The following is a 20,377-nucleotide window of genomic DNA, read 5'->3' as shown; positions in this document are numbered from 1 at the left end:
CGGCGGACGGCCCATTCGCAGAGTACGGGGCGGGTCTGACACCGGCGGCAGGCGAGGGCGGGCGGGACGGACCGTGGGGCAAGCGGGGCCGGCGCCGGCGGGAGCCGAGCGGCGCGGCGGGACCGGCGACGATGGCCGGGCGCGGCCGGCGGCGGTGGGGCGAAGCCGGCGCGGGGGCCGGGCCGACGGCGGCGGCGGGGACGGCGCCGGAACCGGGCGGGGCGGGCCGTGCAGCCGGAGCGCTCCCGCTCCGGTCAGTCCGCCGGGCGGATGTTCCACCCGGCCACCACCGGGCGCCCGTGCTCCGTGCCGAGGCGGCAGACGGTGCCCGTCGCCAGCTGGAACAGGGCCCCCTGCTCCGGCGGGAGTCCCAGCCGGCGAGCGGTGAGGACGCGCAGGAAGTGACCGTGGGCGACCAGGACGACGGCCCCCTCGGTGTTGGCTAGGGCGGCGTCGGCCTTGGCCAGCATCCGGTCGGCGCGCTCCCCGACCTGCTCCGCGGTCTCGCCCGGATGGTCCGGCGGCCCGGGCGCGACCCCGTCCGTGAACAGGAACCAGCCGGGCCGGGTCCGCTGGATCTCCACGGTGGTCACGCCCTCGTACCCGCCGTAGTCCCACTCGCGCAGGTCCGAGTCGACCCGTGCGTACGGGACGCCGATGAGCCGGGCGGTCTCCCGGGCCCGGTGCAGCGGGCTGACGAACGCCGCCCCTACGCGGTGCGAGCAGATCAGCGGCTTCAGCCGGCGCGCCTCCTCGCGCCCGTGCCCGGTGAGGGGCACGTCGGTCGAGCCGGTGTGCCGTCCGGACCGCGACCACTCGGTCTCACCGTGCCGGACCAGAAACAGGTCACCCACGTCAGCGCCTTTCCCGCTCGTTGGTCAGCACCGTGTCACAGAGCGGCGGCGGCCCGCAGGACGGACTGCGCCAGACGGCCGTTCTCCACGGCCGCGCCCACCCCGGACGGGAAGGCGAACCGGCGCTGGGCGTACGCGTACGCGATCCCGTGCTCGGGGTCGGCGAAGCCGAGGGAACCGGTCGCGCCGCTGTGTCCCAGGGTGCCCGCGCCGAGGAAGGGGTAGAGGCCGGGCAGGTACTCGAAGCCGAGCGCGAAGTGGTCGGCGTTCCCCGTGACCAGGTCGGGGCCGGGCGTGCGCAGCCCGCCGAACAGCCGGGCGGTCTCGGCGGTGAGCAGCGGCGGCCTGCCGCCCACCGGGCCGAGGACGGCCGCGTACAGCCCGGCGATCCCGCGCGCGTTGCCCACCCCGCCCGAGGACGCCGGTCCGAGGGCCCGGACCCGTGGGTGGTTGCCGAAGGCCACCAGGTCGACCGGCTGCGGCCCGTGCGCGTTGAGGGCGATCTCCTGGAGCGCGTCCGGGTCCGCCGTCCGCTCCTTCAGCGGCACGGCCTCCTCGCCCGTCGGCTCCAGCGGCTGGACCTCGACCCAGCGCGACTCCGCGCCCGCGGGCAGGCCCAGGTAGTAGTCGAGCCCGTACGGCGCCCGTACGCGCTCCTCGTACACCTCCTGGAGGGTGCGGCCGGTCACCCGGCGCACCACCTCGCCGGTGAGGGCGCCGATGACGAAGGCGTGGTAGCCGTACGCCGTCCCCGGCTCCCACAGCGGCGTGCGCCGTGCCAGCCGCGCCGCGATGGTCCGGTCGTCCGCCAGCTCCTCGACGGTGAAGGCCCGTTCGGCGTCCCCGACGAGCCCGGCCCGGTGCTCCAGCAGCTGCCGCACCGTCAGCCGGTCCTTGCCGTTCACCCCGAACTCGGGCCAGTACGAGGCCACCTCGCGGTCGAGGTCGAGCGAACCGTCCTGCACCAGCAGGGCGACGACCAGGTGCGCGGCGCCCTTGGCGATGGAGTACTGGCTCGTCAGGGTGTCCCCGTCGATCCGGTCTCCGCCCCACAGGTCGACCACCCGGCGCCCGTGCCGGTACACCACCAGCTGCGCGCCCGGGTCGGCACGCTTCCGGGCGAGCATCGACGCGAACTTCTCGCGCACGCCCTCGAACCCGTCGGCCACCGTTCCGTGTACGCCGATCGTCATGCCCGTCCCCCTGCCCGGTGATCGCCTGCCGCGTACGGTCCTGCGGGCGATCTTCGCACAGGGGAGCGGAGCCGGGGCGCTACTGGCGGTACCCGCCCAGGAACCGTCCGATCCGGCCGATCGCGGCCTCCAGGTCGTCCGCGTGCGGCAGGGTGAGGATGCGGAAGTGGTCGGGGGAGGGCCAGTTGAAGCCCGTGCCCTGGACGACCTGGATCTTCTCCCGCAGCAGCAGGTCGAGGACGAACCTCTCGTCGTCGTGGATGGCGTGGACCTTGGGATCGATGCGCGGGAAGGCGTACAGCGCGCCCTTGGGCTTCACGCAGGACACGCCGGGGATCTCGTTGAGCTTCTCCCAGGCGACGTTCCGCTGCTCGTGCAGCCGCCCGCCGGGCGCGGTGAGTTCCCCGATGGACTGCCGGCCGCCCAGCGCGGCCTGGATGGCGTACTGGGCGGGCGCGTTGGCGCACAGGCGCATGGAGGCCAGCATGGTCAGGCCCTCCAGGTAGTCCCTGGCGTGCTGCCTGGGGCCCGTGACGGCCAGCCAGCCGGAGCGGAACCCCGCCACCCGGTACGTCTTCGACAGGCCGCAGAAGGTGAGGACCACCAGGTCGGGAGCGAGCGCGGCGGCCGAGTGGTGGACCGCGTCGTCGTAAAGGATCTGGTCGTAGATCTCGTCGGCGAAGACCATCAGGCCGTGCCGGCGGGCGAGGTCCAGGATGCCCTCGACCACCTCCTTCGGGTACACCGCGCCCGTCGGGTTGTTCGGGTTGATGATGACGACGGCCTTCGTCCGGTCCGTGATCTTCGAGGCCATGTCGGCCAGATCCGGGTTCCAGTCGGCCTGCTCGTCGCACAGGTAGTGGACCGCCTTGCCGCCGGCCAGCGTGGTCACGGCGGTCCACAGGGGGAAGTCCGGTGCGGGGATGAGGATCTCGTCGCCGTCCTCGACCAGGGCCTGGACGGCCATGGAGACCAGCTCGGAGACACCGTTGCCCAGGAAGACGTCGTCCACGCCGACGTCGATGCCCAGGTTCTGGTAGCGCTGGGCGACCGCTCGGCGGGCGGACAGGACGCCGCGCGAGTCCGTGTAGCCGTGGGCCTGCGGCAGCATCCGGATCATGTCCTGGAGGATCTCCGCCGGCGCCTCGAAGCCGAAGGCCGCGGGGTTGCCGGTGTTCAGGCGCAGCACGCTGTGCCCCGCCTCCTCCAGCGCGTTGGCGTGCTCGATCACCGGGCCGCGGATCTCGTAACAGACCTCGCTGAGCTTGTTCGACTGCCGGAACTCCATGCGCCCCTCCAGGAACTCGTGTTGCTTGGTTTTACCAAGTGTGAGCTTGGAAAGTCCAACAACATGTCTAGACTGCGTCGCATGCCACCTCGCCGAAGCTACGACCAGTACTGCTCCGCAGCCCGCGCCCTCGACCTCGTCGGCGACCGCTGGACCCTGCTGATCGTCCGGGAACTGCTCGCCGGCCCGCGTCGTTACACGGACCTGCACGCGGATCTGCCCGGCGTGAGCACGGACGTACTCGCCTCCCGGCTGAAGGACATGGAACGCGACGGGCTGGCCACGCGCCGCCGGCTGCCCCCGCCCGGCGCCGCCTACGTGTACGAACTCACCGACCGCGGGCGCCGGCTGCTGCCCGTGCTGCAGGCGCTGGGCGCCTGGGGCGAGGCCGAGCTCGGTGAGCGGCGGCCGACCGACGCGGTGCGCGCGCACTGGTTCGCCCTCCCCCTGCTGCGCGCCCTGCGCGGCGAGGGACTGGTCGAAGTGGCGCTGGACGAGGGCGACTTCCACCTGCGCGTCGGCACCGGCGAGGGACCCGTGTACGGCGACGGCCCCGTGCCCGGCGAGCCGGACGCCCGGCTCGTCCTGGACGCGGGGACCTGCGAGGCCGTGGCCCGCGGGGACGTGACCCTCGCGGACGCCGTCCGCTCCGGCCGCGTCACCGTGACCGGTGACGGCATCCTGGCCAAGACCCTGCGGGAGGCCTGACGAAAGGACGAAGGCCCGCCCAGCGGGCGGGCCTTCGCGGGAAGCTCGCGAACCGTACGGCTCACGCGCCCGGCGGCACCCGGGACGGCCGTCCCGAACCCCGCGTCAGGGCGTACCCGCCGATGCCGGCGAGCGCGGCCAGCACGCCGCCGATCGCGGTCCACACCCAGCGGTCGGACCACCAGCCGGAGGACCAGCCGTCGTCCGAGCCGAAGCTGGACAGCACCGCCGGCTTCGAACCGTCCTTCCGCTCCTCGGTCTTGACGGCGACACCCGGGACCAGCGGCTTGCCCAGCGAGCCGTCCACCGCCGCCGCGCCGCCGATGTCCTTGGAGTCGGCCCGCACCTCGGCGCTCACCGGCTGGCCGAGGTCGGAGGCGCCGAGGTCCACCACGGTAAGCCGGACGTAGTAGGTGCCGGGCAGCGGGTCGTTGGCCCACGGCTCCGACCAGCCGCGCACCGTGCGCAGCACACAGGCCAGCTCGACCGACGGGACGCCCTGGCCCGCGGTGCGGGTCTGGGCGCCGTACTGGCAGGCCTGGCGGCGCCGCAGCCCGTCGTACACGTCGAGCTGCCAGGTCTGCGAGCCGTGCGTGCCGGGGAGCTTCACCGTCGCCTTGACGGTGGGCCGCTGTCCGACGTCGGCCGGGAACGACCAGTACAGGTAGTCGCCGGTGGAGCCGGACGCGGTGGCCTGCTGCCCCTGCTCGATCTCCGTCGCCGTACGGAACGAGGTGCCCGCCCGGGTGGGTGCCCTGTCGTCACCCGAGGCGCTCGGGGAGGGCGAGGAGTCGGCGGCGGCCGGCCCGGCGGCCAGGCCCAGCGCCAGCAGCGCGGCGCCCAGAACTCGTGTGATCCGCATCAGTTCGTCCTCCAGACCGCGACCCGCCAGCGCGACAGCCAGCCCCACAGTAGACCGGCCACGAAACCGATCAGCACGAGCGCGCCCAGCAGCCACCAGCCGCGCCCGAGACCGAAGGAGGCCACGTCGTGGTGGCCGGACGGCCCGTCCACGACGTCCACGGTCAGCTCCAGCGGCAGACCGGGCCTGGTCTTCACCCCCGCGGCCGCCGAGAACGAGTTGGTGACCTGCAGACACACGGTCTCCGCGGTCGCGTCGTCGTCGTCGCTGTCCGGCTTCGGATAGCGCAGACCGGTGGACACGGCGTCCGTGCGGCCGGTGCCCGCGGCCTCACCGCGCACGATCTCCCGGCCGTGCACGGTCACCGCCCGCAGCAGCACGCCGTAGTGGGGGCCCACCGTCCGGTCGTCCGCCACGCTCACCGCCGCGCGCAGCTCCTGCCCGGGGCCGACCTCCACCTTGTACCAGCGCTCCTGGCCGAACTCCTCGCGGTCGGTGTAGAGCCCGGACTTGAGCGCCGGCGCCTTCTCGCACCGGTCCGCGCCCTCGGTCGCCACCGGCGTCACCACGGGATCGGCGGCCCGGTCGACCAACTGCCCTACCCGGTCGCTCAGTTCCTCCTTGTGCTGCACGGAGGTGTAGGTGCCGCCGGTCGCGTCCGCGATGCAGCTGAGCTGGTCGCGGGTCTTGGCGTCCGGTACCAGGCCCAGGGTGTCGATGGTCAGCCCGATGCCCTTGGCGGCTATCTCCCGGGCCACCACGCACGGGTCGAGCGGCTGGCAGGTGTCCTCGCCGTCGCTGATCAGGACGATACGGCGGGTGCCGGCACCGCCGTTCAGGTCGTCGGCCGCCTTCAGCAGCGCGGGCCCGATCGGCGTCCAGCCGGTCGGCGCCAGCGTGGCCACCGCCGTCTTGGCGTCGGTCCGGTTCAGCGGGCCCACCGGGTAGAGCCGCTCGGTGTCCTTGCAGCCCTCCTTGCGGTCGTCGCCGCGGTAGTTCGCGCCCAGGGTGCGGATGCCGAGCTGCACCTCTTCCGGGGTCGCGTCGAGCACCTCGTTGAACGCCTGCTTCGCCGCGGCCATCCGGGTGCCGCCGTCGATGTCCCGGGTGCGCATGGAACCGCTGACGTCCAGGACGAGTTCGACCTTGGGAGCGGCCTGCCCGGTCTCGTCGGCGACCGCTCCGGCGGGGAACGCGAGCCCGGCCGTCAGGGCGGCGAGGAGAGCGCAGACTCCCGCCGCCAGCCGTTGTCTTCTGATCATCGGCGGATCCTATTGATCAGACCGGTCGTACTCCAAAACGAGCGGGTTGGGCAGCGCGGCCCACAGGTCGCCCGGGGTGCCGGGGGACAGCCGCATCAGGCTCAGCGCCTTGGCGGGCAGGGGGTCCTCGCACAGAGCCCGCAGATCGGGGGTGTCCGGCAGGCCGGTTACGGCGGCGGCCAGGGCGGCGCCGAGCGCCGGTCGCGAGCCGGCCGTGCCGGCCAGGGCGCCCGCCACCAGCGATCCGAACAGCTTGCGCCGCAGGACCGTCTCGTCGTCGGTGACCAGACGGCCCGTCAGGGCGGGCGGGGCGATGCCGTGGCGGGCCAGCCGGGCCGGGCTGATCCGGATGTCGGCCAGATCCCGGTAGACCAGCCGCCGGGGCGTGCCGTCGGCCGACAGGACCACCAGGAGGTTCTGGCCGTGGGCCTCCAGGGCCACGCCCAGGTCGAGCAGGCCCAGGCCCACCGTGAGCGCGAGCCGGGCGAACGCGGCGAGCCAGGAGGGGGAGTCCGGCAGGGCGGTGGTGGCGAGGGCGGCCACCGGCAGGACGCGCTCACCCGCCCGCGCGTACACCTCGGGCGACTCGCGCAGCAGCGCGGCCAGGTCGGGGGAGCGGGCCGTGACCGCGCCCAGCGTGCGGGTGACGTGCAGCAGCCCGCCGGTGCGGGCCGCCAGGTCCGCGGCGAGCGAGGACAGCGGCGCGGCGGCCCGCACCGAGTACTCGGAGATGTCCCGCACCGAGGAGGTCAGCCGGGTGCTCAGCGCGGTCTTCACGTGCGCACCACCGGGCAGCGCGAGCGTGCGCAGGGACATCAGAGGATGGGCCGGCCGCCACGGGACGCACGGCCGTCCGGCCAGGACATGGGCCGCCTGCCAGGGGTGCACCGGCACCAGCAGCTCTCCGCCGCCGCGGAGTTCGTCCGGCCACTCACCGCTCACCAGGCACTCGTCCGCCGGGACCGCCACCGTCCCCAGCTCCACCACCGGCCGGTGCTCCGGACCGTACGCCAGCTGCTCCGCCACCGAGAAGCCGGGTCGAGAACGGCAGTTGGGGTGGAAGGGATGCCCGTCGACCACCCGCTGCTCCCACTCCCAGTCCCGGGCCGGCCACTCCTTCGAGTGATCCGCACCGGCCCGCGACAGGGCCAACGAGGCCACGCTGCCCGCCAGTTCGGCGGCGAAGGCGGACGCGTGCGGCACCCCGAGAGCCGCCGTCAGCCGGGCCGGATCGGCGTACCGCTCCCGGCCCAGGCGGACGCCGGTGACGCAGGCGCTCGTGGCGTACGGGTCCGCATGCGGGCCGTGCAGCGTCCGCCCGTCCCAGAGCCGCAGGGTGAGGCCGTACGCCCCGTGCGACCTGCCCGTGACCCACGGCAGCGGCTCGTGGGCGAGGGCCCGCCACAGCCGGGTCAGCACGGCGGCACGGGCGCCCGGCAGCTCCGCCGTGAACCGGGGCAGCAGCGCGGGCCGGACGGCGGCCAGCTCCTCGGCCGCCTCGGCCTCGGCGGTGGGGGGTCGGTGCACGGTCGGCTCCTCGGGTACGCACGGCACGGGGCACGATTGTCGGGTACGGCAGACATACTGGGCACGACCGGCTCCCGGACGACGTGCGGGACGTACGGCGCGTCGCACGCACGTGCGGCACGCCGAGCCCGGCCCGTCCGGAGCGTCGCCCCCTGGACGACAGACGAATGGATCGCGTGGACCTCTCACCCCCCACCGGCGCCGCCGGCCGCCGCGCCGACGCCTGCGCGGCCGCGCCGCTGCTCAACTGCCTGCTGCGCGAGGTGGCAGAGCCCCTCCCGGACGCCGGGCGCCGGCGCGTGCACCGGCTGCCCAGCGGGCGGCTGCTGCGCGTGCGCCCCGGGCGGCGCCCGGCGGACCCCGAGGTCCACCGGGCCGGGGCCTGGCACGCGGTCGGGCACACCGAACTGGTCAAGCTGGTCGCCGAGGAACTGCGCCGGCACACCGGGCTGCCGGGCGGTGACCTGCCCGCCGAGATGACCGACAGCAGGGACGCCGTCGCCGCCCTGCTCGCCGCCCGCGAACGGGCGACGGCGCCCACGGACCCGTACCTGCGTTCCGAGCAGTCCCTGCTCATCGGCCACCCCTACCACCCGGCGCCCAAGGCGCGCGGCGGCGGCCCGGCCGCCTCGTGGCTGCCGTACGCCCCCGAGGCCCACGCCCGCTTCCCGCTCGTGCTGCTCGCGGTCCGCGAGGACCAGGTGGCCGAGGAGGGCGACACCCGTGCCCTGGACGCCCTCGGCACCCCGCCGCCCGGCTACCGGCTGCTGCCCGCGCACCCCTGGCAGCTCGGCCTCGTCGCCCGCGACCTCGCTCCGGCCTTCGCCGACGGCCGCCTGCTCCGCCTCGGCGGGAGCGACTTCGACGTCTGGCCGACCGCGGCGGTCCGCACGGTGTACGAGCCCCGGCGCGACCTCTTCCTGAAGTTCAGCCTCGACGTGCGCATCACCAACGACATCCGCCGGCTGTGGCGCCATGACCTGGCCGGACTGAGCCGCACCGACACCGCCGCCCGCCAGGCCTTCGCGGCCATGGGACCGCCCGCGGCCTGGCTGAGCGACCGCGGCTACCGCACGGCCGCCTTCGCCTTCGAGGAGCTGGCCGTCCTGGTCCGGGACGGCCTGCGCGGCCATCTGCTGCCGGGCGCCACCCCGCTGCTCGCCGCGGCTCTCGCCGAGGGCTTCGACGGCAGCCCGCTGGCGGCCGCGGCCGACCCGGAGCACTGGTGGGAGGCCTATCTGCGGCAGGTCGTCCCGCCCGCCCTGACCGCCTTCGGCGAGCACGGAGTCGTCCTGGAGGCCCACCTGCAGAACACCCTCGTCGCCGTGGACGCGGCCGGCACGCCCGTACAGGCGCTGTTCCGGGACGCCGAGGGCGCCAAGGTGCTGCCGGACGTCCCGCGGGCCGCCGGATGGGAGCGGCTGGTGTACTGCCTGGTCGTCAACCACCTCGGCGAGATCGCCGCCGCCCTCGCCGAGCACCGTCCCGGCTTCGACCCGTGGCCCGCCGCCCGCCGTGAACTGGCCCGGCACGACCTGCCCGAGATCCCCGCCCTGCTCACCGCGCCCACCCTGCCGGGCAAGACCAACCTGCTGCTGCGCTGGACCGGCGCGGACGGCGCCGCCGCCCGCTACCTGCCCCTGCCGAACCCGCTGGCCGGTGCCGGGGGCGTCCAGTAGGCGGCCCGGGACCGCGACCGGGCCGCGCGTTGCGGCGTGCCGAACCCCGGCCCGGCTATGCCGGGGGCGTGTCGGAGAGGCTGACGCATTTGTGTCCGTTGGCGGGCAGGCGTTCGGCGAGGGAGGTCAGGCTGATGAGGGCGGTGTCGGGGGCGGCCCTGGTCTTGTCGATGCGGACCTCCAGGGCGGGATCGCGGCCGTAGGTGACGAGGGTCTGGTGGGTGGCGTCGCCCGTGTGCTGCCGCCAGACCCAGTCGACTTCTCCGATGGTGGAGCAGGGGTCGGGGGTCGCCACGGCCGCGTCCAGGCCGCAGCGGGCTGTGAGGGCGCCGCCGCCCCAGACGGCGGTGCCCGGGGTGGCGGCGGGGTCGCGCCGCAGGCCGCCGATGCGGTCGGGGAAGCGGGCGGCGAGCCGGGCGCAAGGGCGCGACGCGGCGTGCGGGGGCTCGGGGAGCCACTGCCCGGCGGGGACCGCCTGGAGGTACTGGAGGGCGACGGCGGTGACGCTTCCCACGGCGAGGGTGAGCAGGAGCGGCCGGTTGATGGTCATGCGGTGATCGTACGGCTCGGGGCATGTGCCCCAACGGGCGCTGTGCGCCGCCGCGTTGCCCACCGGCTCCGCCCGCAGGCGGCCGGGTGCCGGCCGTGCCGTGCGGAAGCCTTCGAGGCCCAGCTGTCACGCTTGGTTACTATGCACACTCAATGCCGGAGGCCGGTAACAAGGGCCGCACGGCCGTCGACGGACTCGCCGGGGACCGGCCGGAACTCCCCGGAAGCCACCCGGGGCCGGCCGGACGTCTCCCCGGACAGCAGCGCCCTGGAGGTGACCGTGGAAGGCAAGGTCGAGGAGCGGTGGCCGCGAGAATGCTGAGAGAGGTCACCGCAACCCGCTACGTCGAACCCCTCCACTCCGGAGGCTCCGTGCCCGGCGTCGTCGAGGCCGACGACCTCGGCACCTACGTCGTGAAGTTCACCGGCTCGGCGCAGGGGCACAAGGCGCTGGTCGCCGAGGTGATCGTCGGCGAACTCGCCCGGGCGCTCGGGCTGCGCTTCCCCGAACTGGTCCTCGTCCGCTTCGATCCGGCGATCGCCGCCGGCGAGCCCCACCAGGAGGTCCGGGAGCTGCACGGCGCCAGCGCGGGCGTCAACCTCGGCATGGACCACCTGCCGGGCGCCGTCGACCTCACCCCGGAGGTCGCCGGGTCCTTCGACGTGGACCCGCTGGAGGCGGGCCGGATCGTCTGGCTGGACGCGCTGACCGTCAACGTGGACCGTACGGTGCACAGCTCCAACCTGATGGTGTGGCCCACTCTCGGCACCGTGCCGCCGCGCCTGTGGCTCATCGACCACGGCGCCGCCCTCGTCTTCCACCACCGCTGGGACACCACCACCCCGGGCAAGCGGTACGACTTCCGGCACCACGCCCTCGGTCGTTACGGCCCCGACGTCCGCGCCGCCGACGCGGAACTCGCGCCCCGGGTGACCGAGGAGCTGCTGCGCGGGATCGTCGCCGAGGTGCCGGACGCCTGGCTGGCCGAGGACGCGGGCTTCGCGACCCCCGGCGACGTCCGGGCCGCCTACGTCGACTACCTGCTGCAGCGGCTGCGGCTGTCGGCCGGCTGGCTGCCCACCGACTTCCCGAGCCGGGCGGAACTGGCGGACGAGGAGGCCGCCCGCGCCGCGAGGACCCGGCAGGGCCGCCCGGACTGGCTCAAGCACGTCCCCGACCTGCACGGCAGGCCGGGGGTGGAGACGGACGGGGCGGTGCACCTGGGATGAGCGCCCGGCGCCGGGGACGGCCCCGGGGCCGGGTGAGCGGTCAGCCCCTCAGCCGCTCGTAGGCCGGCAGGGTGAGGAAGTCGGCGTAGTCCTCGTCGAGGGAGACCTGGAGCAGCAGGTCGTGCGCCTGCTGCCAGTGGCCGGCCGCGAAGGCCTCCTCGCCGATCTCCGCGCGGATGCCGGCGAGTTCCGCGGCGGCCACCTCGCGGGCCAGTTCCGGCGTGGCCTTCTCGCCGTTCTCGAACTCGACGCCCGCGTTGATCCACTGCCAGATCTGCGAGCGGGAGATCTCGGCGGTGGCCGCGTCCTCCATCAGGTTGAAGATGGCGACCGCGCCGAGTCCGCGCAGCCAGGCCTCGATGTAGCGGATGCCGACCTGGACGGCGCCCACGAGACCGGCGTACGTCGGCTTCGCGTCCAGCGAGTCGACCGCGATCAGGTCGGCGGCCTCGACACGGACGTCCTCGCGCAGCCGGTCCTTCTGGTTCGGCTTGTCGCCGAGGACGTCGTCGAAGGACTTCATGGCGATCGGCACCAGGTCGGGGTGGGCGACCCAGGAGCCGTCGAAGCCGTCGTTCGCCTCGCGGTCCTTGTCCGCCTTCACCTTCTCGAAGGCGACCCTGTTGACCTCCTCGTCGCGCCGGGACGGGATGAACGCCGCCATGCCGCCGATCGCGTGCGCGCCGCGCTTGTGGCAGGTGCGGACGAGGAGTTCGGTGTACGCCCGCATGAACGGGGCGGTCATCGTGACCGCGTTGCGGTCCGGCAGGACGAACCGGGGGCCGCCGTCACGGAAGTTCTTCACGATGGAGAACAGGTAGTCCCAGCGGCCGGCGTTCAGCCCGGAGGCGTGGTCGCGCAGTTCGTAGAGGATCTCCTCCATCTCGTAGGCGGCCGTGATCGTCTCGATCAGCACGGTGGCCCGGACGGTGCCCCGCGGGATGCCGACGTAGTCCTGCGCGAAGACGAACACGTCGTTCCACAGCCGTGCTTCGAGGTGCGACTCGGTCTTCGGCAGGTAGAAGTACGGGCCCTTGCCGAGGTCGAGCAGCCGCTGGGCGTTGTGGAAGAAGTACAGGCCGAAGTCGACGAAGGCGCCCGGGACCTGGCGGCCGCCGGCGTCGACGAGGTGCCGCTCGTCCAGGTGCCAGCCGCGCGGGCGCATGACGACGGTCGCCAGCTCCTCGTCGGGGCGCAGGGCGTACGACTTGCCGGTGCGCTCGTCGGTGAAGTCGATCCGCCGGGTGTACGCGTCGATCAGGTTCACCTGGCCGAGGACGACGTTCTCCCAGGTGGGTGCGGAGGCGTCCTCGAAGTCGGCGAGCCAGACCCGCGCGCCCGAGTTGAGCGCGTTGACGGTCATCTTGCGGTCGGTCGGGCCGGTGATCTCGACGCGCCGGTCGTTCAGCGCGGCCGGGGCCGGGGCGACCCGCCACGACTCGTCCGCGCGGACCGCCGCGGTCTCGGGGAGGAAGTCGAGCGTGGACGTGCGGGCGATCTCGGCGCGGCGCTCGGCCCGGCGGGCGAGGAGTTCGTCGCGGCGCGGGGTGAACCGCCGGTGCAGCTCCGCCACGAAGGCGAGCGCCGCGTCGGTGAGGACCTCTTCCTGCCGGGGCAGGGGCTCGGCGTCGACGATGGCCAGCGGGGACGGCGCTGGTGCGGACATGAGCTGTCACTTCCTTCAGCGGTGGCACCGGGTGCCAAGGGGCACGGACAGGACGGTGAGCGCCCACTGTGCGGCAAAGGCGCTTCTGATCAGTGGATAGTAGTTTCCTCATCGTGGAACTTCAATGATTTGTTGATGTCGAGATTCTCCGGACGGAGTCGGAACGGCCCCCGGTGCCACCGTGTTCACTCGAGGCGGTTCAGGTCGGCCTCGGTGTCGATGTCGTGCGGATCGGCCACGTCCGCGCACTCCACGAGCCTGATCGCCGCCGCGTGGTCCCTCAGGTACGCGCGCGCCCCCTGGTCGCCGGTCGCGGTCGCGGCGATGCCCGCCCAGTGGGCCGCGCCGAACAGGACCGGATGCCCGCGGGTGCCTTCGTAGGCGGCCGACACCAGCGAGTTCACGCCCTCGTAGGCGGCGAGCACCCGGGCGGCCGCCGCCGGGCCGATGCCGGGCTGGTCCACCAGGCTCACCAGGGCGGCGCGCGCCCCGGTGCCGGCGAGGGATTCCAGCCCCGCGCGCAGGGACGATCCCATCCCCCCGCCCCAGTCCGGGTTGTCCACGAGCACGCATCCGCCCAGCTCGGCGCGGCGCCTCACCTCGTCCGCCCCGGCGCCCAGGACGACGTGGACGCGCCGGCACCCGGCCGCCCGCAGCACCCCGGCCGCGTGCTCGACCAGCGGCCGTCCCCGGTGTTGCAGCAGCGCCTTGGGGCGTCCGCCGAGCCGTCTGCCACCGCCGGCGGCGAGCAGCAGCCCGGCGACATCACCCCGATGATCCTGGTGGTCCGTCATGAGTCCTGCATACCCGACGGCGGAGCACGCGTGCGCCTCCCCGGCGCCCGTGTCCGTTGGGCTGAATTTCGGTCCGCGCTGTGGCGCTCGGACACCGGGTGGCGTTTACTGACCCGCGCACGACGGCGCGTCAGGGGGAGGGCTGTGTTGCGGAGTCTGGGGCAGAGGCCGGTGACCGGCAGTGACGAGGACCCTAGAGCGGTGGAACTGCGGACGGCCGTTTCCCGGCTGCGCCGTCAGCTCGCCGCGATCCCGGCGGACTTCCCCGACCGCTCCATAGCCGAGGACGAGCTGGCGGCCCTGGCCGCGATGGCCGCCGGCGGTTCACCGCAGATCCCTCTCCTGCGCCGCTCCCTGTTACTGATCGCGGGTGCGATCGGCTCGGTCAGCGCGCTGACCCGCGCTCTGACGGAGGTCCGGGAGGCGGTGGACCTGTTCGGGCGGCCGCCGGGAAGATGAGCCCCACGGCCGGCTACGACACCCTCGGCGTCGGCCGCCGGCTGCCCGTGGCCGACCTCTGAGCGGCCGGTCGCCCGGCTCAGGCCCCCGAACTCGCCAGTGCCTCGGAGAGTTCCGCGGCGATGCCCCGCAGTACCGGCACGATCTTTTCGGTGGCGGCCTCGGTGACCCGCCCGGCCGGCCCGGAGATGGAGATGGCGGCCGCCGTGGGGGCGTCGGGCACGGGCACCGCCAGGCAGCGGACGCCGATCTCCTGCTCGTTGTCGTCCACGGCATAACCGAGCCGGCGCACCTCCTCCAGCGCCGCCAGGAAGCCCTCCGGCGTGGTGATGGTCTTCTCCGTCGCGGCCGGCATGCCGGTGCGGGAGAGCAGGGCGCGGACCTCGGCGTCGGGGACGCCGGCCAGCAGGGCCTTGCCCACGCCCGTGGAGTGCGGCAGCACCCTCCGCCCCACCTCGGTGAACATGCGCATGGAGTGCTTCGAGGGCACCTGCGCCACGTACACGATCTCGTCGCCGTCCAGCAGCGCCATGTTGGCGGTCTCGCCGGTCTCCTCCACCAGCCGGGCCAGGTACGGCCGCGCCCAGGTGCCGAGCAGCCGGGACGCCGACTCGCCGAGCCGGATCAGCCGGGGGCCGAGCGCGTACCGCCGGTTCGGCTGCTGGCGGACGTATCCGCAGGCGACCAGCGTGCGCATCAGCCGGTGGATGGTCGGCAGGGGCAGCCCGCTGGTGGCGGACAGCTCGCTCAGGCCGACCTCGCCCCCCGCGTCGGCCATCCGCTCCAGCAGATCGAAGGCACGCTCCAGGGACTGGACTCCGCCGCCGTTGGAGGACCTGGCGGAGTCGGTGGTGCTGGCGCTGGACGTCGGCACGGCGCGTTCCTTTCGGGACTGGCAGAGGGCTGCAGCCTACCCGGCGGCCGGTTGACTCCCCGCTTGTACGTAGCTACGTTCTGCTCATCGGAATTCTAATTCCGTGTTGTGGAAACGTCCAGGGGGAGCGCGCGCGGGCCGTCACCCGGCGTGTGCCTCTTGACGGTGCCAAGGCGGAAGTGAAGACTCCTTCAACAGAACGTTGAAATAGAAGAGCGGTACGGCGGAAGAGGGGTTCGGGTGTCCGACGCTGAACTGGTGCTGCGCTCGACGCGCGTCGTCACTCCGGAAGGGACGCGGGCCGCCGCGGTCGCCGTGTCCGCCGGCAGGATCGCGGCCGTACTGCCGCACGACGCCGAGGTCCCCGCGGCGGCACGCCTGGAGGACCTCGGGGACCACGTCCTGCTGCCGGGCCTCGTCGACACCCACGTGCACGTGAACGACCCGGGCCGCACGGAGTGGGAGGGCTTCTGGACCGCGACGCGCGCCGCGGTGGCCGGGGGCGTCACGACCCTCGTCGACATGCCCCTGAACTCCCTCCCCCCGACCACGACCGTCGAGCACCTGAGGGTGAAGCGGGCGGTCGCCGCCGACAAGGCGCATGTCGACGTCGGCTTCTGGGGCGGCGCCCTGCCCGGCAACGTCAAGGACCTGCGCCCGCTGCACGACGCCGGCGTCTTCGGCTTCAAGGCCTTCCTGTCCCCGTCCGGCGTCGACGAGTTCCCGCACCTCGACCAGGAGCGGCTGGCCGCGTCCCTGGCGGAGATCGCCGGGTTCGGCGGGCTGCTGATCGTGCACGCCGAGGACCCGCACCACCTGGCCGCCGCCCCGCAGCACGGCGGCCCCAGGTACGCCGACTTCCTCGCCTCCCGCCCGCGCGGCGCCGAGGACACGGCCATCGCCGGCCTCATCGCCCAGGCCCGGCGGCTGGACGCGCGCGTGCACGTGCTGCACCTGTCGTCCGGCGACGCGCTCCCGCTGATCCGCGCCGCGCGCGCGGAGGGCGTGCGGATCACCGTGGAGACCTGTCCGCACTACCTCACCCTGACCGCCGAGGAGGTTCCGGACGGCGCCAGCGAGTTCAAGTGCTGCCCGCCCATCCGTGAGGCCGCCAACCAGGACCTGCTCTGGGAGGCGCTCGCCGACGGCACCATCGACTGCGTGGTCACCGACCACTCGCCCTCCACCGCCGACCTGAAGACCGACGACTTCGCCACCGCCTGGGGCGGCATCTCCGGCCTCCAGCTCAGCCTCTCCGCCGTGTGGACCGAGGCCCGCCGGCGCGGCCACGGCCTGGAGGACGTCGTGCGCTGGATGTCCGCCCGGACGGCGGCCCTGGTCGGGCTCGGCGCCGCCAAGGGCGCCATCGCGCCCGGCCGCGACGCCGACTTCGCCGTCCTCGCCCCCGACGAGACCTTCACCGTCGACCCGGCCGGCCTCCAGCACCGCAACCGGGTCACCGCGTACGCCGGCCGGACCCTGTACGGCGTCGTGAAGTCCACCTGGCTGCGCGGAGAGCGCATCGTCGAGAACGGTGTGTTCACCGCACCGAAGGGCTTGCTGCTCAGCCGCCCCCACTGAGCCCCCCCGCACCGCATCAGCCGCCTCCCGAAAGGAACCCTGATCACCGTGACGGCGTTGCATCGATCTTCTCTGGCTCGCTTCACCGGCGACGCGAACCCCTACGCGGGCGGCGACCCGTACGCGGACTACCGCACCGCCGACTTCCCCTTCACCCGGTACGCCGACCTCGCCGACCGGCGGCTCGGCGCCGGTGTCGTCGCCGCCAACGACGAGTTCTTCGCCCAGCGGGAGAACCTGCTGGTGCCCGGGCGCGCCGAGTTCGACCCCGAGCACTTCGGGCACAAGGGCAAGATCATGGACGGCTGGGAGACCCGCCGCCGGCGCGGCGCCTCGGCCGCGCACCCCTGGCCCACCGCCGACGACCACGACTGGGCGCTGATCCGCCTCGGCGCGCCCGGCGTGATCCGCGGGATCGTCGTCGACACCGCCCACTTCCGCGGCAATCATCCGCAGGCGGTCTCGGTCGAGGGCGCCTGCGTACCCGGCGCCCCCTCCCCGGAGGAACTGCTGGGCGACGACGTGAAGTGGACCACCCTCGTCCCGCGCACCCCCGTCGGCGGCCACGCGGCGAACGGCTTCGAGGTGGGCGTCGAGCAGCGCTTCACCCACCTGCGTCTCAACCAGCACCCCGACGGCGGCATCGCCCGCCTGCGCGTGCACGGCGAGGTCGTCCCGGACCCGGAGTGGCTCCAGGCGCTCGGGACCTTCGACGTGGCCGCCCTGGAGAACGGCGGCCGGGTCGAGGACGCCTCCGACCTCTTCTACTCACCGGCCGCCAACACCATCCAGCCGGGCCGCTCCCGCCGGATGGACGACGGATGGGAGACCCGCCGCCGCCGCGACCAGGGCAACGACTGGATCCGCTACCGGCTCGCGGCCCGGTCCCGGATCCGCGCCGTCGGGATCGACACCGCCTGCCTGAAGGGCAACAGCGCCGGCTGGGCCTCGGTCTCCGTCAGGGACGGGGAGGACGGCGACTGGACGGAGATCCTGCCGCGCACCCGCCTGCAGCCCGACACCGACCACCGCTTCGTGCTGCCGCGGGCGGTCGTGGGCACGCACGCGCGCGTGGACATCTTCCCCGACGGCGGCATCTCCCGGCTGCGCCTGTTCGGCTCCCTGACGGAGGACGGCGCCGCCCGGCTGGCCGCCCGCCACCAGGAGCTCGGCGGCTGATCCCCCGCGCGCGTGGCGCGGCCCGGCCGGACGGCGCCGGGCGCCCCGCGTGTCACCCTCATGGACGCCCTTTCCGTACACCCGGAACCTTTCGCTCCACCTGTCGCGTTCAAGTCCTCGTGACCCTTAAGCAAGAGATCGTCGGCAACGCCATGCAGATGGCGGTCGTCAACCTGCACCCCGGCCAGACCGTCTACTGCGAGGCCGGGAAGTTCCTGTTCAAGACGACGAACGTGACCATGGAGACACGGCTCTCCGGCCCGTCGGACAACGGCGGACGCCAGCAGAACGGCCCGGGCGGCGGCATGGGCGGCATGCTGCGTCAGGCCATGGGCACCGCCATGCAGGTCGGCCAGCGGATGCTCGCGGGAGAGTCGCTGGCCTTCCAGTACTTCACCGCCCGCGGCGGCGAGGGCACGGTCGGCTTCGCGGGCGTCCTCCCGGGCGAGATGCGCGCCCTGGAGCTGGACGGCACGCGTGCGTGGTTCGCCGAGAAGGACGCCTTCGTGGCCGCCGAGTCCACGGTCGACTTCGGCATCGCCTTCCAGGGCGGCCGCACGGGCACGAGCGGCGGCGAGGGCTTCGTCCTGGAGAAGTTCACCGGGCGCGGCACGGTGATCATCGCCGGCGCGGGCAACTTCATCGACCTGAACCCGGCCGACTTCGGCGGCCGGATCGAGGTCGACACCGGCTGCGTGGTCGCCTTCGAGGAGGGCATCCAGTACGGCGTCCAGCGCGTCGGCGGCCTCGACCGGCAGGGGATCATGAACGCCGTGTTCGGCGGCGAGGGCCTGTCCCTGGCCACCCTGGAGGGCGACGGCCGGGTGATCCTGCAGTCCCTCACCATCGAGAGCCTCGCAGGCGCCCTGAAGAAGGCGCAGGGCGGCGACAAGCAGGGCCCGACCGGCGGACTGTTCTCCACCCACGCCGGCTGAACCGATGAGTTGCGGGCGGGTGCGGGGTCTGAGCTGATGACAGCGGATCCCGTACCCGGAAGAAGGCACCCGCCATGGGCAAGCTCGTCTCCACCGTCTTCGTCACCCTCGACGGCGTCCACCAGGCACCCGGCGGCCCCCAGGAGGACCCCAGCGGCGGCTTCGACCAGGGCGGCTGGAGCTTCCCGTTCGGCGACGACGACTTCGGCCGGTTCGTCACCGAGGTCCTCGACGGCGCCGGCGCCTTCCTGCTCGGCCGCCGCACCTACGAGATCTTCGCCTCCTACTGGCCGCGGATGACCGACCCGGCCGACCCGATCGCGTCCAGGCTCAACACCCTCCCCAAGTACGTCGTCTCCTCCACCCTCCAGGCACCGCAGTGGTCCGGCACCACCGTCGTCTCCGGCGACCTCGCCAAGGAGGTCACCGCTCTCAAGGAGCGCACGGACGGCGAACTCCAGATCCACGGCAGCGGCGCCCTGGTGCGCTCCCTGCTGGACCTGCGCCTCGTCGACACCCTGCACCTGCTGACCTTCCCGGTCGTCCTCGGCGCCGGCCGCCGGCTGTTCGCCGAGGGCGCGGTCCCCACCCGTTTCACGCACCGGGCCGGGCGGGTCACGGGCTCCGGCGTCTCCCTGCAGACGTACGACCTGGCGGGCCGCCCCGAGTACGGGTCCTACTGAGGCCCGGACGGAGGTTCGGTCCCACCTTCCGGGACGAGCCTGGCCGAAGATCGTTCCCGCCGGTACCGTGATCGTGTCGTACGCGGGCCGCCGGTGTCTCCGCACCCGCTCCGGAGACCGGGGGAGCCGCACCCATGTCGTCGATCGCCGTACCGGGCGCGCTCGTGCCGCGCCGGGCCTGGCACACCGACCTGCCCGTCCTGCTCGTCGCGGTGTGCTGGGGCGCCAGCTACCTCGCGGCGAAGGACGTCACCACCGCCCGCACGGTGCTCGCCGTCCTGGTGCTGCGGTTCGCGCTCGCCCTCCCCGCCCTCGCCACGGCCGGACGGCGCGCCCTGCGGGCACTGACCGCCGCCCAGTGGCGGGGCGCGGCCCTGCTGGGGCTCATCCTCAGCGGGATCTTCCTGCTGGAGACGTACGGGGTCGTCCACACCTCGGCGACGAACGCGGGCCTGATCATCAGCCTCACGATGGTCTTCACCCCGCTCGCCGAGGCCGCCGTCACCCGCACCCGGCCCACGGTCCCCTTCCTCGGCGCGGCGGCCCTGTCGGTGTTCGGCGTCGTGCTGCTCACCCAGGGCGGCGGCATCACCCGGCCCTCGGCCGGCGACCTGCTGATGCTGCTCGCCGCGCTCGCCCGTACGGTGCACGTCCTCGCCATGGCGCGCGTCAGGGCCCTGCGGGGCGCCGACGCGCTGCCGCTCACCACGGTCCAGCTCGGCACCTGCGTCGCCGTCTTCGCCCTGCTGGCGGCCGCCGGCGGCGGCCCGGCGCCCTGGACGGTCGCGGCGGACCTCGGCGCGCGGGAGTGGGGAGGACTGCTGTTCCTGTCCGCGCTGTGCACGGTGTTCGCCTTCTTCGTGCAGATGTGGGCCGTGCGCCGCACCTCGCCCTCCCGGGTAGGCCTGCTGCTCGGCACCGAGCCGCTGTGGGCCGCCGCGGCCGGTGTCGTGCTGGGCGGGGACCGGCTCGGGACGGTGAGCGTCGCGGGCGGTGTCATGGTGCTCGCGGGAACCGTGTGGGGACGCCGCGTCGCAGGTTGACTTCCTGAGAA

General features: G+C 73.9%; 19 protein-coding genes. 9 read left to right on the top strand and 10 right to left on the bottom strand.

What is annotated here, in order from left to right; all coding sequences use genetic code 11:
• Nucleotides 1–254: 254 nt before the first annotated feature.
• The 3 genes from IE177_RS22540 to IE177_RS22530 all read right to left on the bottom strand — a co-directional run bounded on the left by IE177_RS22540 (nt 255) and on the right by IE177_RS22530 (nt 3,335).
• On the bottom strand, nt 255–854 hold the full coding sequence (locus IE177_RS22540) for a histidine phosphatase family protein (RefSeq protein ID WP_190017189.1): 600 nt from the start codon (nt 852–854) through the stop codon (nt 255–257).
• Nucleotides 855–889: 35 nt separating this feature from the next.
• A complete protein-coding gene (locus IE177_RS22535) occupies nt 890–2,047 on the bottom strand; it encodes a serine hydrolase domain-containing protein (RefSeq protein WP_190017188.1) in 1,158 nt (385 codons plus the stop codon).
• A gap of 79 nt (nt 2,048–2,126) precedes the next feature.
• Nucleotides 2,127–3,335, bottom strand: a complete 1,209-nt coding sequence (locus tag IE177_RS22530) for a pyridoxal phosphate-dependent aminotransferase (protein ID WP_190017187.1) — start codon at nt 3,333–3,335, stop codon at nt 2,127–2,129.
• A gap of 81 nt (nt 3,336–3,416) precedes the next feature.
• On the opposite strand from IE177_RS22530, the gene IE177_RS22525 reads away from it, so the two are divergent.
• Entirely contained in the window at nt 3,417–4,043 is a 627-nt protein-coding gene (locus tag IE177_RS22525; RefSeq protein ID WP_190017186.1) for a winged helix-turn-helix transcriptional regulator, read from the top strand.
• Nucleotides 4,044–4,104: 61 nt separating this feature from the next.
• On the opposite strand, the gene IE177_RS22520 is transcribed toward IE177_RS22525, so the two are convergent.
• The 3 genes from IE177_RS22520 to IE177_RS22510 are packed head-to-tail and all read right to left on the bottom strand — an operon-like array spanning nt 4,105 to nt 7,694.
• Nucleotides 4,105–4,905: a hypothetical protein gene (locus IE177_RS22520; RefSeq protein WP_190017185.1), complete on the bottom strand. Its 801-nt coding sequence runs from the start codon at nt 4,903–4,905 to the stop codon at nt 4,105–4,107.
• A complete protein-coding gene (locus IE177_RS22515; protein WP_190017184.1) occupies nt 4,905–6,167 on the bottom strand; it encodes a VWA domain-containing protein in 1,263 nt (420 codons plus the stop codon). The genes IE177_RS22520 and IE177_RS22515 overlap by 1 nt, the downstream gene beginning before the upstream one ends.
• 9 nt (nt 6,168–6,176) lie before the next feature.
• Nucleotides 6,177–7,694 (bottom strand): IucA/IucC family protein, encoded by a 1,518-nt coding sequence (locus IE177_RS22510; RefSeq protein WP_190017183.1) that lies wholly within the window; start codon nt 7,692–7,694, stop codon nt 6,177–6,179.
• A 167-nt stretch (nt 7,695–7,861) separates the two neighbouring features.
• On the opposite strand from IE177_RS22510, the gene IE177_RS22505 reads away from it, so the two are divergent.
• Nucleotides 7,862–9,373 carry an IucA/IucC family protein gene (locus IE177_RS22505; RefSeq protein ID WP_190017182.1) on the top strand — a complete coding sequence of 504 codons (1,512 nt, stop codon included), beginning with the start codon at nt 7,862–7,864 and terminating at the stop codon, nt 9,371–9,373.
• Nucleotides 9,374–9,428: 55 nt separating this feature from the next.
• Here the strand turns inward: IE177_RS22505 and IE177_RS22500 are convergent, their stop codons facing one another.
• Nucleotides 9,429–9,923 (bottom strand): DUF3515 family protein, encoded by a 495-nt coding sequence (locus IE177_RS22500; RefSeq protein WP_190017181.1) that lies wholly within the window; start codon nt 9,921–9,923, stop codon nt 9,429–9,431.
• Between the two features lie 314 nt (nt 9,924–10,237).
• Between IE177_RS22500 and IE177_RS22495 the strand changes: the two genes are divergently transcribed.
• Nucleotides 10,238–11,152: a HipA family kinase gene (locus tag IE177_RS22495; protein ID WP_190017349.1), complete on the top strand. Its 915-nt coding sequence runs from the start codon at nt 10,238–10,240 to the stop codon at nt 11,150–11,152.
• A gap of 40 nt (nt 11,153–11,192) precedes the next feature.
• On the opposite strand, the gene aceB is transcribed toward IE177_RS22495, so the two are convergent.
• Complete coding sequence (gene aceB, locus IE177_RS22490) at nt 11,193–12,818, bottom strand: malate synthase A (protein WP_190017180.1); 1,626 nt, start codon at nt 12,816–12,818, stop codon at nt 11,193–11,195.
• Nucleotides 12,819–13,003: 185 nt separating this feature from the next.
• Nucleotides 13,004–13,612 (bottom strand): nucleotidyltransferase family protein, encoded by a 609-nt coding sequence (locus IE177_RS22485; RefSeq protein WP_190017179.1) that lies wholly within the window; start codon nt 13,610–13,612, stop codon nt 13,004–13,006.
• A gap of 144 nt (nt 13,613–13,756) precedes the next feature.
• On the opposite strand from IE177_RS22485, the gene IE177_RS22480 reads away from it, so the two are divergent.
• Complete coding sequence (locus IE177_RS22480; protein ID WP_190017178.1) at nt 13,757–14,071, top strand: DUF5955 family protein; 315 nt, start codon at nt 13,757–13,759, stop codon at nt 14,069–14,071.
• Between the two features lie 79 nt (nt 14,072–14,150).
• Here IE177_RS22480 and IE177_RS22475 read toward each other — a convergent pair whose 3' ends face one another.
• A complete protein-coding gene (locus IE177_RS22475; protein WP_190017177.1) occupies nt 14,151–14,945 on the bottom strand; it encodes an IclR family transcriptional regulator in 795 nt (264 codons plus the stop codon).
• A gap of 240 nt (nt 14,946–15,185) precedes the next feature.
• Here IE177_RS22475 and allB point away from each other — a divergent pair, with 240 nt between their 5' ends.
• The 5 genes from allB (at nt 15,186) to IE177_RS22450 (ending at nt 20,366) form a co-directional block, all read left to right on the top strand.
• Nucleotides 15,186–16,526: an allantoinase AllB gene (gene allB, locus IE177_RS22470; RefSeq protein ID WP_190017176.1), complete on the top strand. Its 1,341-nt coding sequence runs from the start codon at nt 15,186–15,188 to the stop codon at nt 16,524–16,526.
• 39 nt (nt 16,527–16,565) lie between these two features.
• The gene (gene alc / locus IE177_RS22465; protein WP_373305152.1) at nt 16,566–17,705 is read left to right on the top strand and encodes an allantoicase; all 1,140 of its coding nucleotides are present in this window, start codon (nt 16,566–16,568) and stop codon (nt 17,703–17,705) included.
• Nucleotides 17,706–17,824: 119 nt separating this feature from the next.
• Nucleotides 17,825–18,640, top strand: coding sequence for an AIM24 family protein (locus tag IE177_RS22460; RefSeq protein WP_190017174.1), 816 nt, complete (start codon nt 17,825–17,827; stop codon nt 18,638–18,640).
• 74 nt (nt 18,641–18,714) lie between these two features.
• A complete protein-coding gene (locus IE177_RS22455; RefSeq protein ID WP_190017173.1) occupies nt 18,715–19,323 on the top strand; it encodes a dihydrofolate reductase family protein in 609 nt (202 codons plus the stop codon).
• A gap of 134 nt (nt 19,324–19,457) precedes the next feature.
• Complete coding sequence (locus IE177_RS22450; RefSeq protein WP_190017172.1) at nt 19,458–20,366, top strand: DMT family transporter; 909 nt, start codon at nt 19,458–19,460, stop codon at nt 20,364–20,366.
• The last annotated feature ends 11 nt before the right edge of the window (nt 20,367–20,377 follow it).

This window comes from Streptomyces lucensis JCM 4490 (assembly GCF_014650035.1).
GTDB lineage: Bacteria > Actinomycetota > Actinomycetes > Streptomycetales > Streptomycetaceae > Streptomyces > Streptomyces lucensis.
This window is presented reverse-complemented; position numbering and strand designations above follow the sequence as displayed.

Excerpts from the sequence above, each read along its gene's own strand:
- IE177_RS22535 (WP_190017188.1), bottom strand. The coding sequence starts at position 2,047 with ATGACGATCGGCGTACACGGAACGGTGGCCGACGGGTTCGAGGGCGTG.
- IE177_RS22530 (WP_190017187.1), bottom strand. The coding sequence starts at position 3,335 with ATGGAGTTCCGGCAGTCGAACAAGCTCAGCGAGGTCTGTTACGAGATC.
- IE177_RS22525 (WP_190017186.1), top strand. The coding sequence starts at position 3,417 with ATGCCACCTCGCCGAAGCTACGACCAGTACTGCTCCGCAGCCCGCGCC.
- IE177_RS22520 (WP_190017185.1), bottom strand. The coding sequence starts at position 4,905 with ATGCGGATCACACGAGTTCTGGGCGCCGCGCTGCTGGCGCTGGGCCTG.
- IE177_RS22515 (WP_190017184.1), bottom strand. The coding sequence starts at position 6,167 with ATGATCAGAAGACAACGGCTGGCGGCGGGAGTCTGCGCTCTCCTCGCC.
- IE177_RS22505 (WP_190017182.1), top strand. The coding sequence starts at position 7,862 with ATGGATCGCGTGGACCTCTCACCCCCCACCGGCGCCGCCGGCCGCCGC.
- IE177_RS22500 (WP_190017181.1), bottom strand. The coding sequence starts at position 9,923 with ATGACCATCAACCGGCCGCTCCTGCTCACCCTCGCCGTGGGAAGCGTC.
- IE177_RS22495 (WP_190017349.1), top strand. The coding sequence starts at position 10,238 with ATGCTGAGAGAGGTCACCGCAACCCGCTACGTCGAACCCCTCCACTCC.
- aceB (WP_190017180.1), bottom strand. The coding sequence starts at position 12,818 with ATGTCCGCACCAGCGCCGTCCCCGCTGGCCATCGTCGACGCCGAGCCC.
- IE177_RS22485 (WP_190017179.1), bottom strand. The coding sequence starts at position 13,612 with ATGACGGACCACCAGGATCATCGGGGTGATGTCGCCGGGCTGCTGCTC.
- IE177_RS22455 (WP_190017173.1), top strand. The coding sequence starts at position 18,715 with ATGGGCAAGCTCGTCTCCACCGTCTTCGTCACCCTCGACGGCGTCCAC.
- IE177_RS22450 (WP_190017172.1), top strand. The coding sequence starts at position 19,458 with ATGTCGTCGATCGCCGTACCGGGCGCGCTCGTGCCGCGCCGGGCCTGG.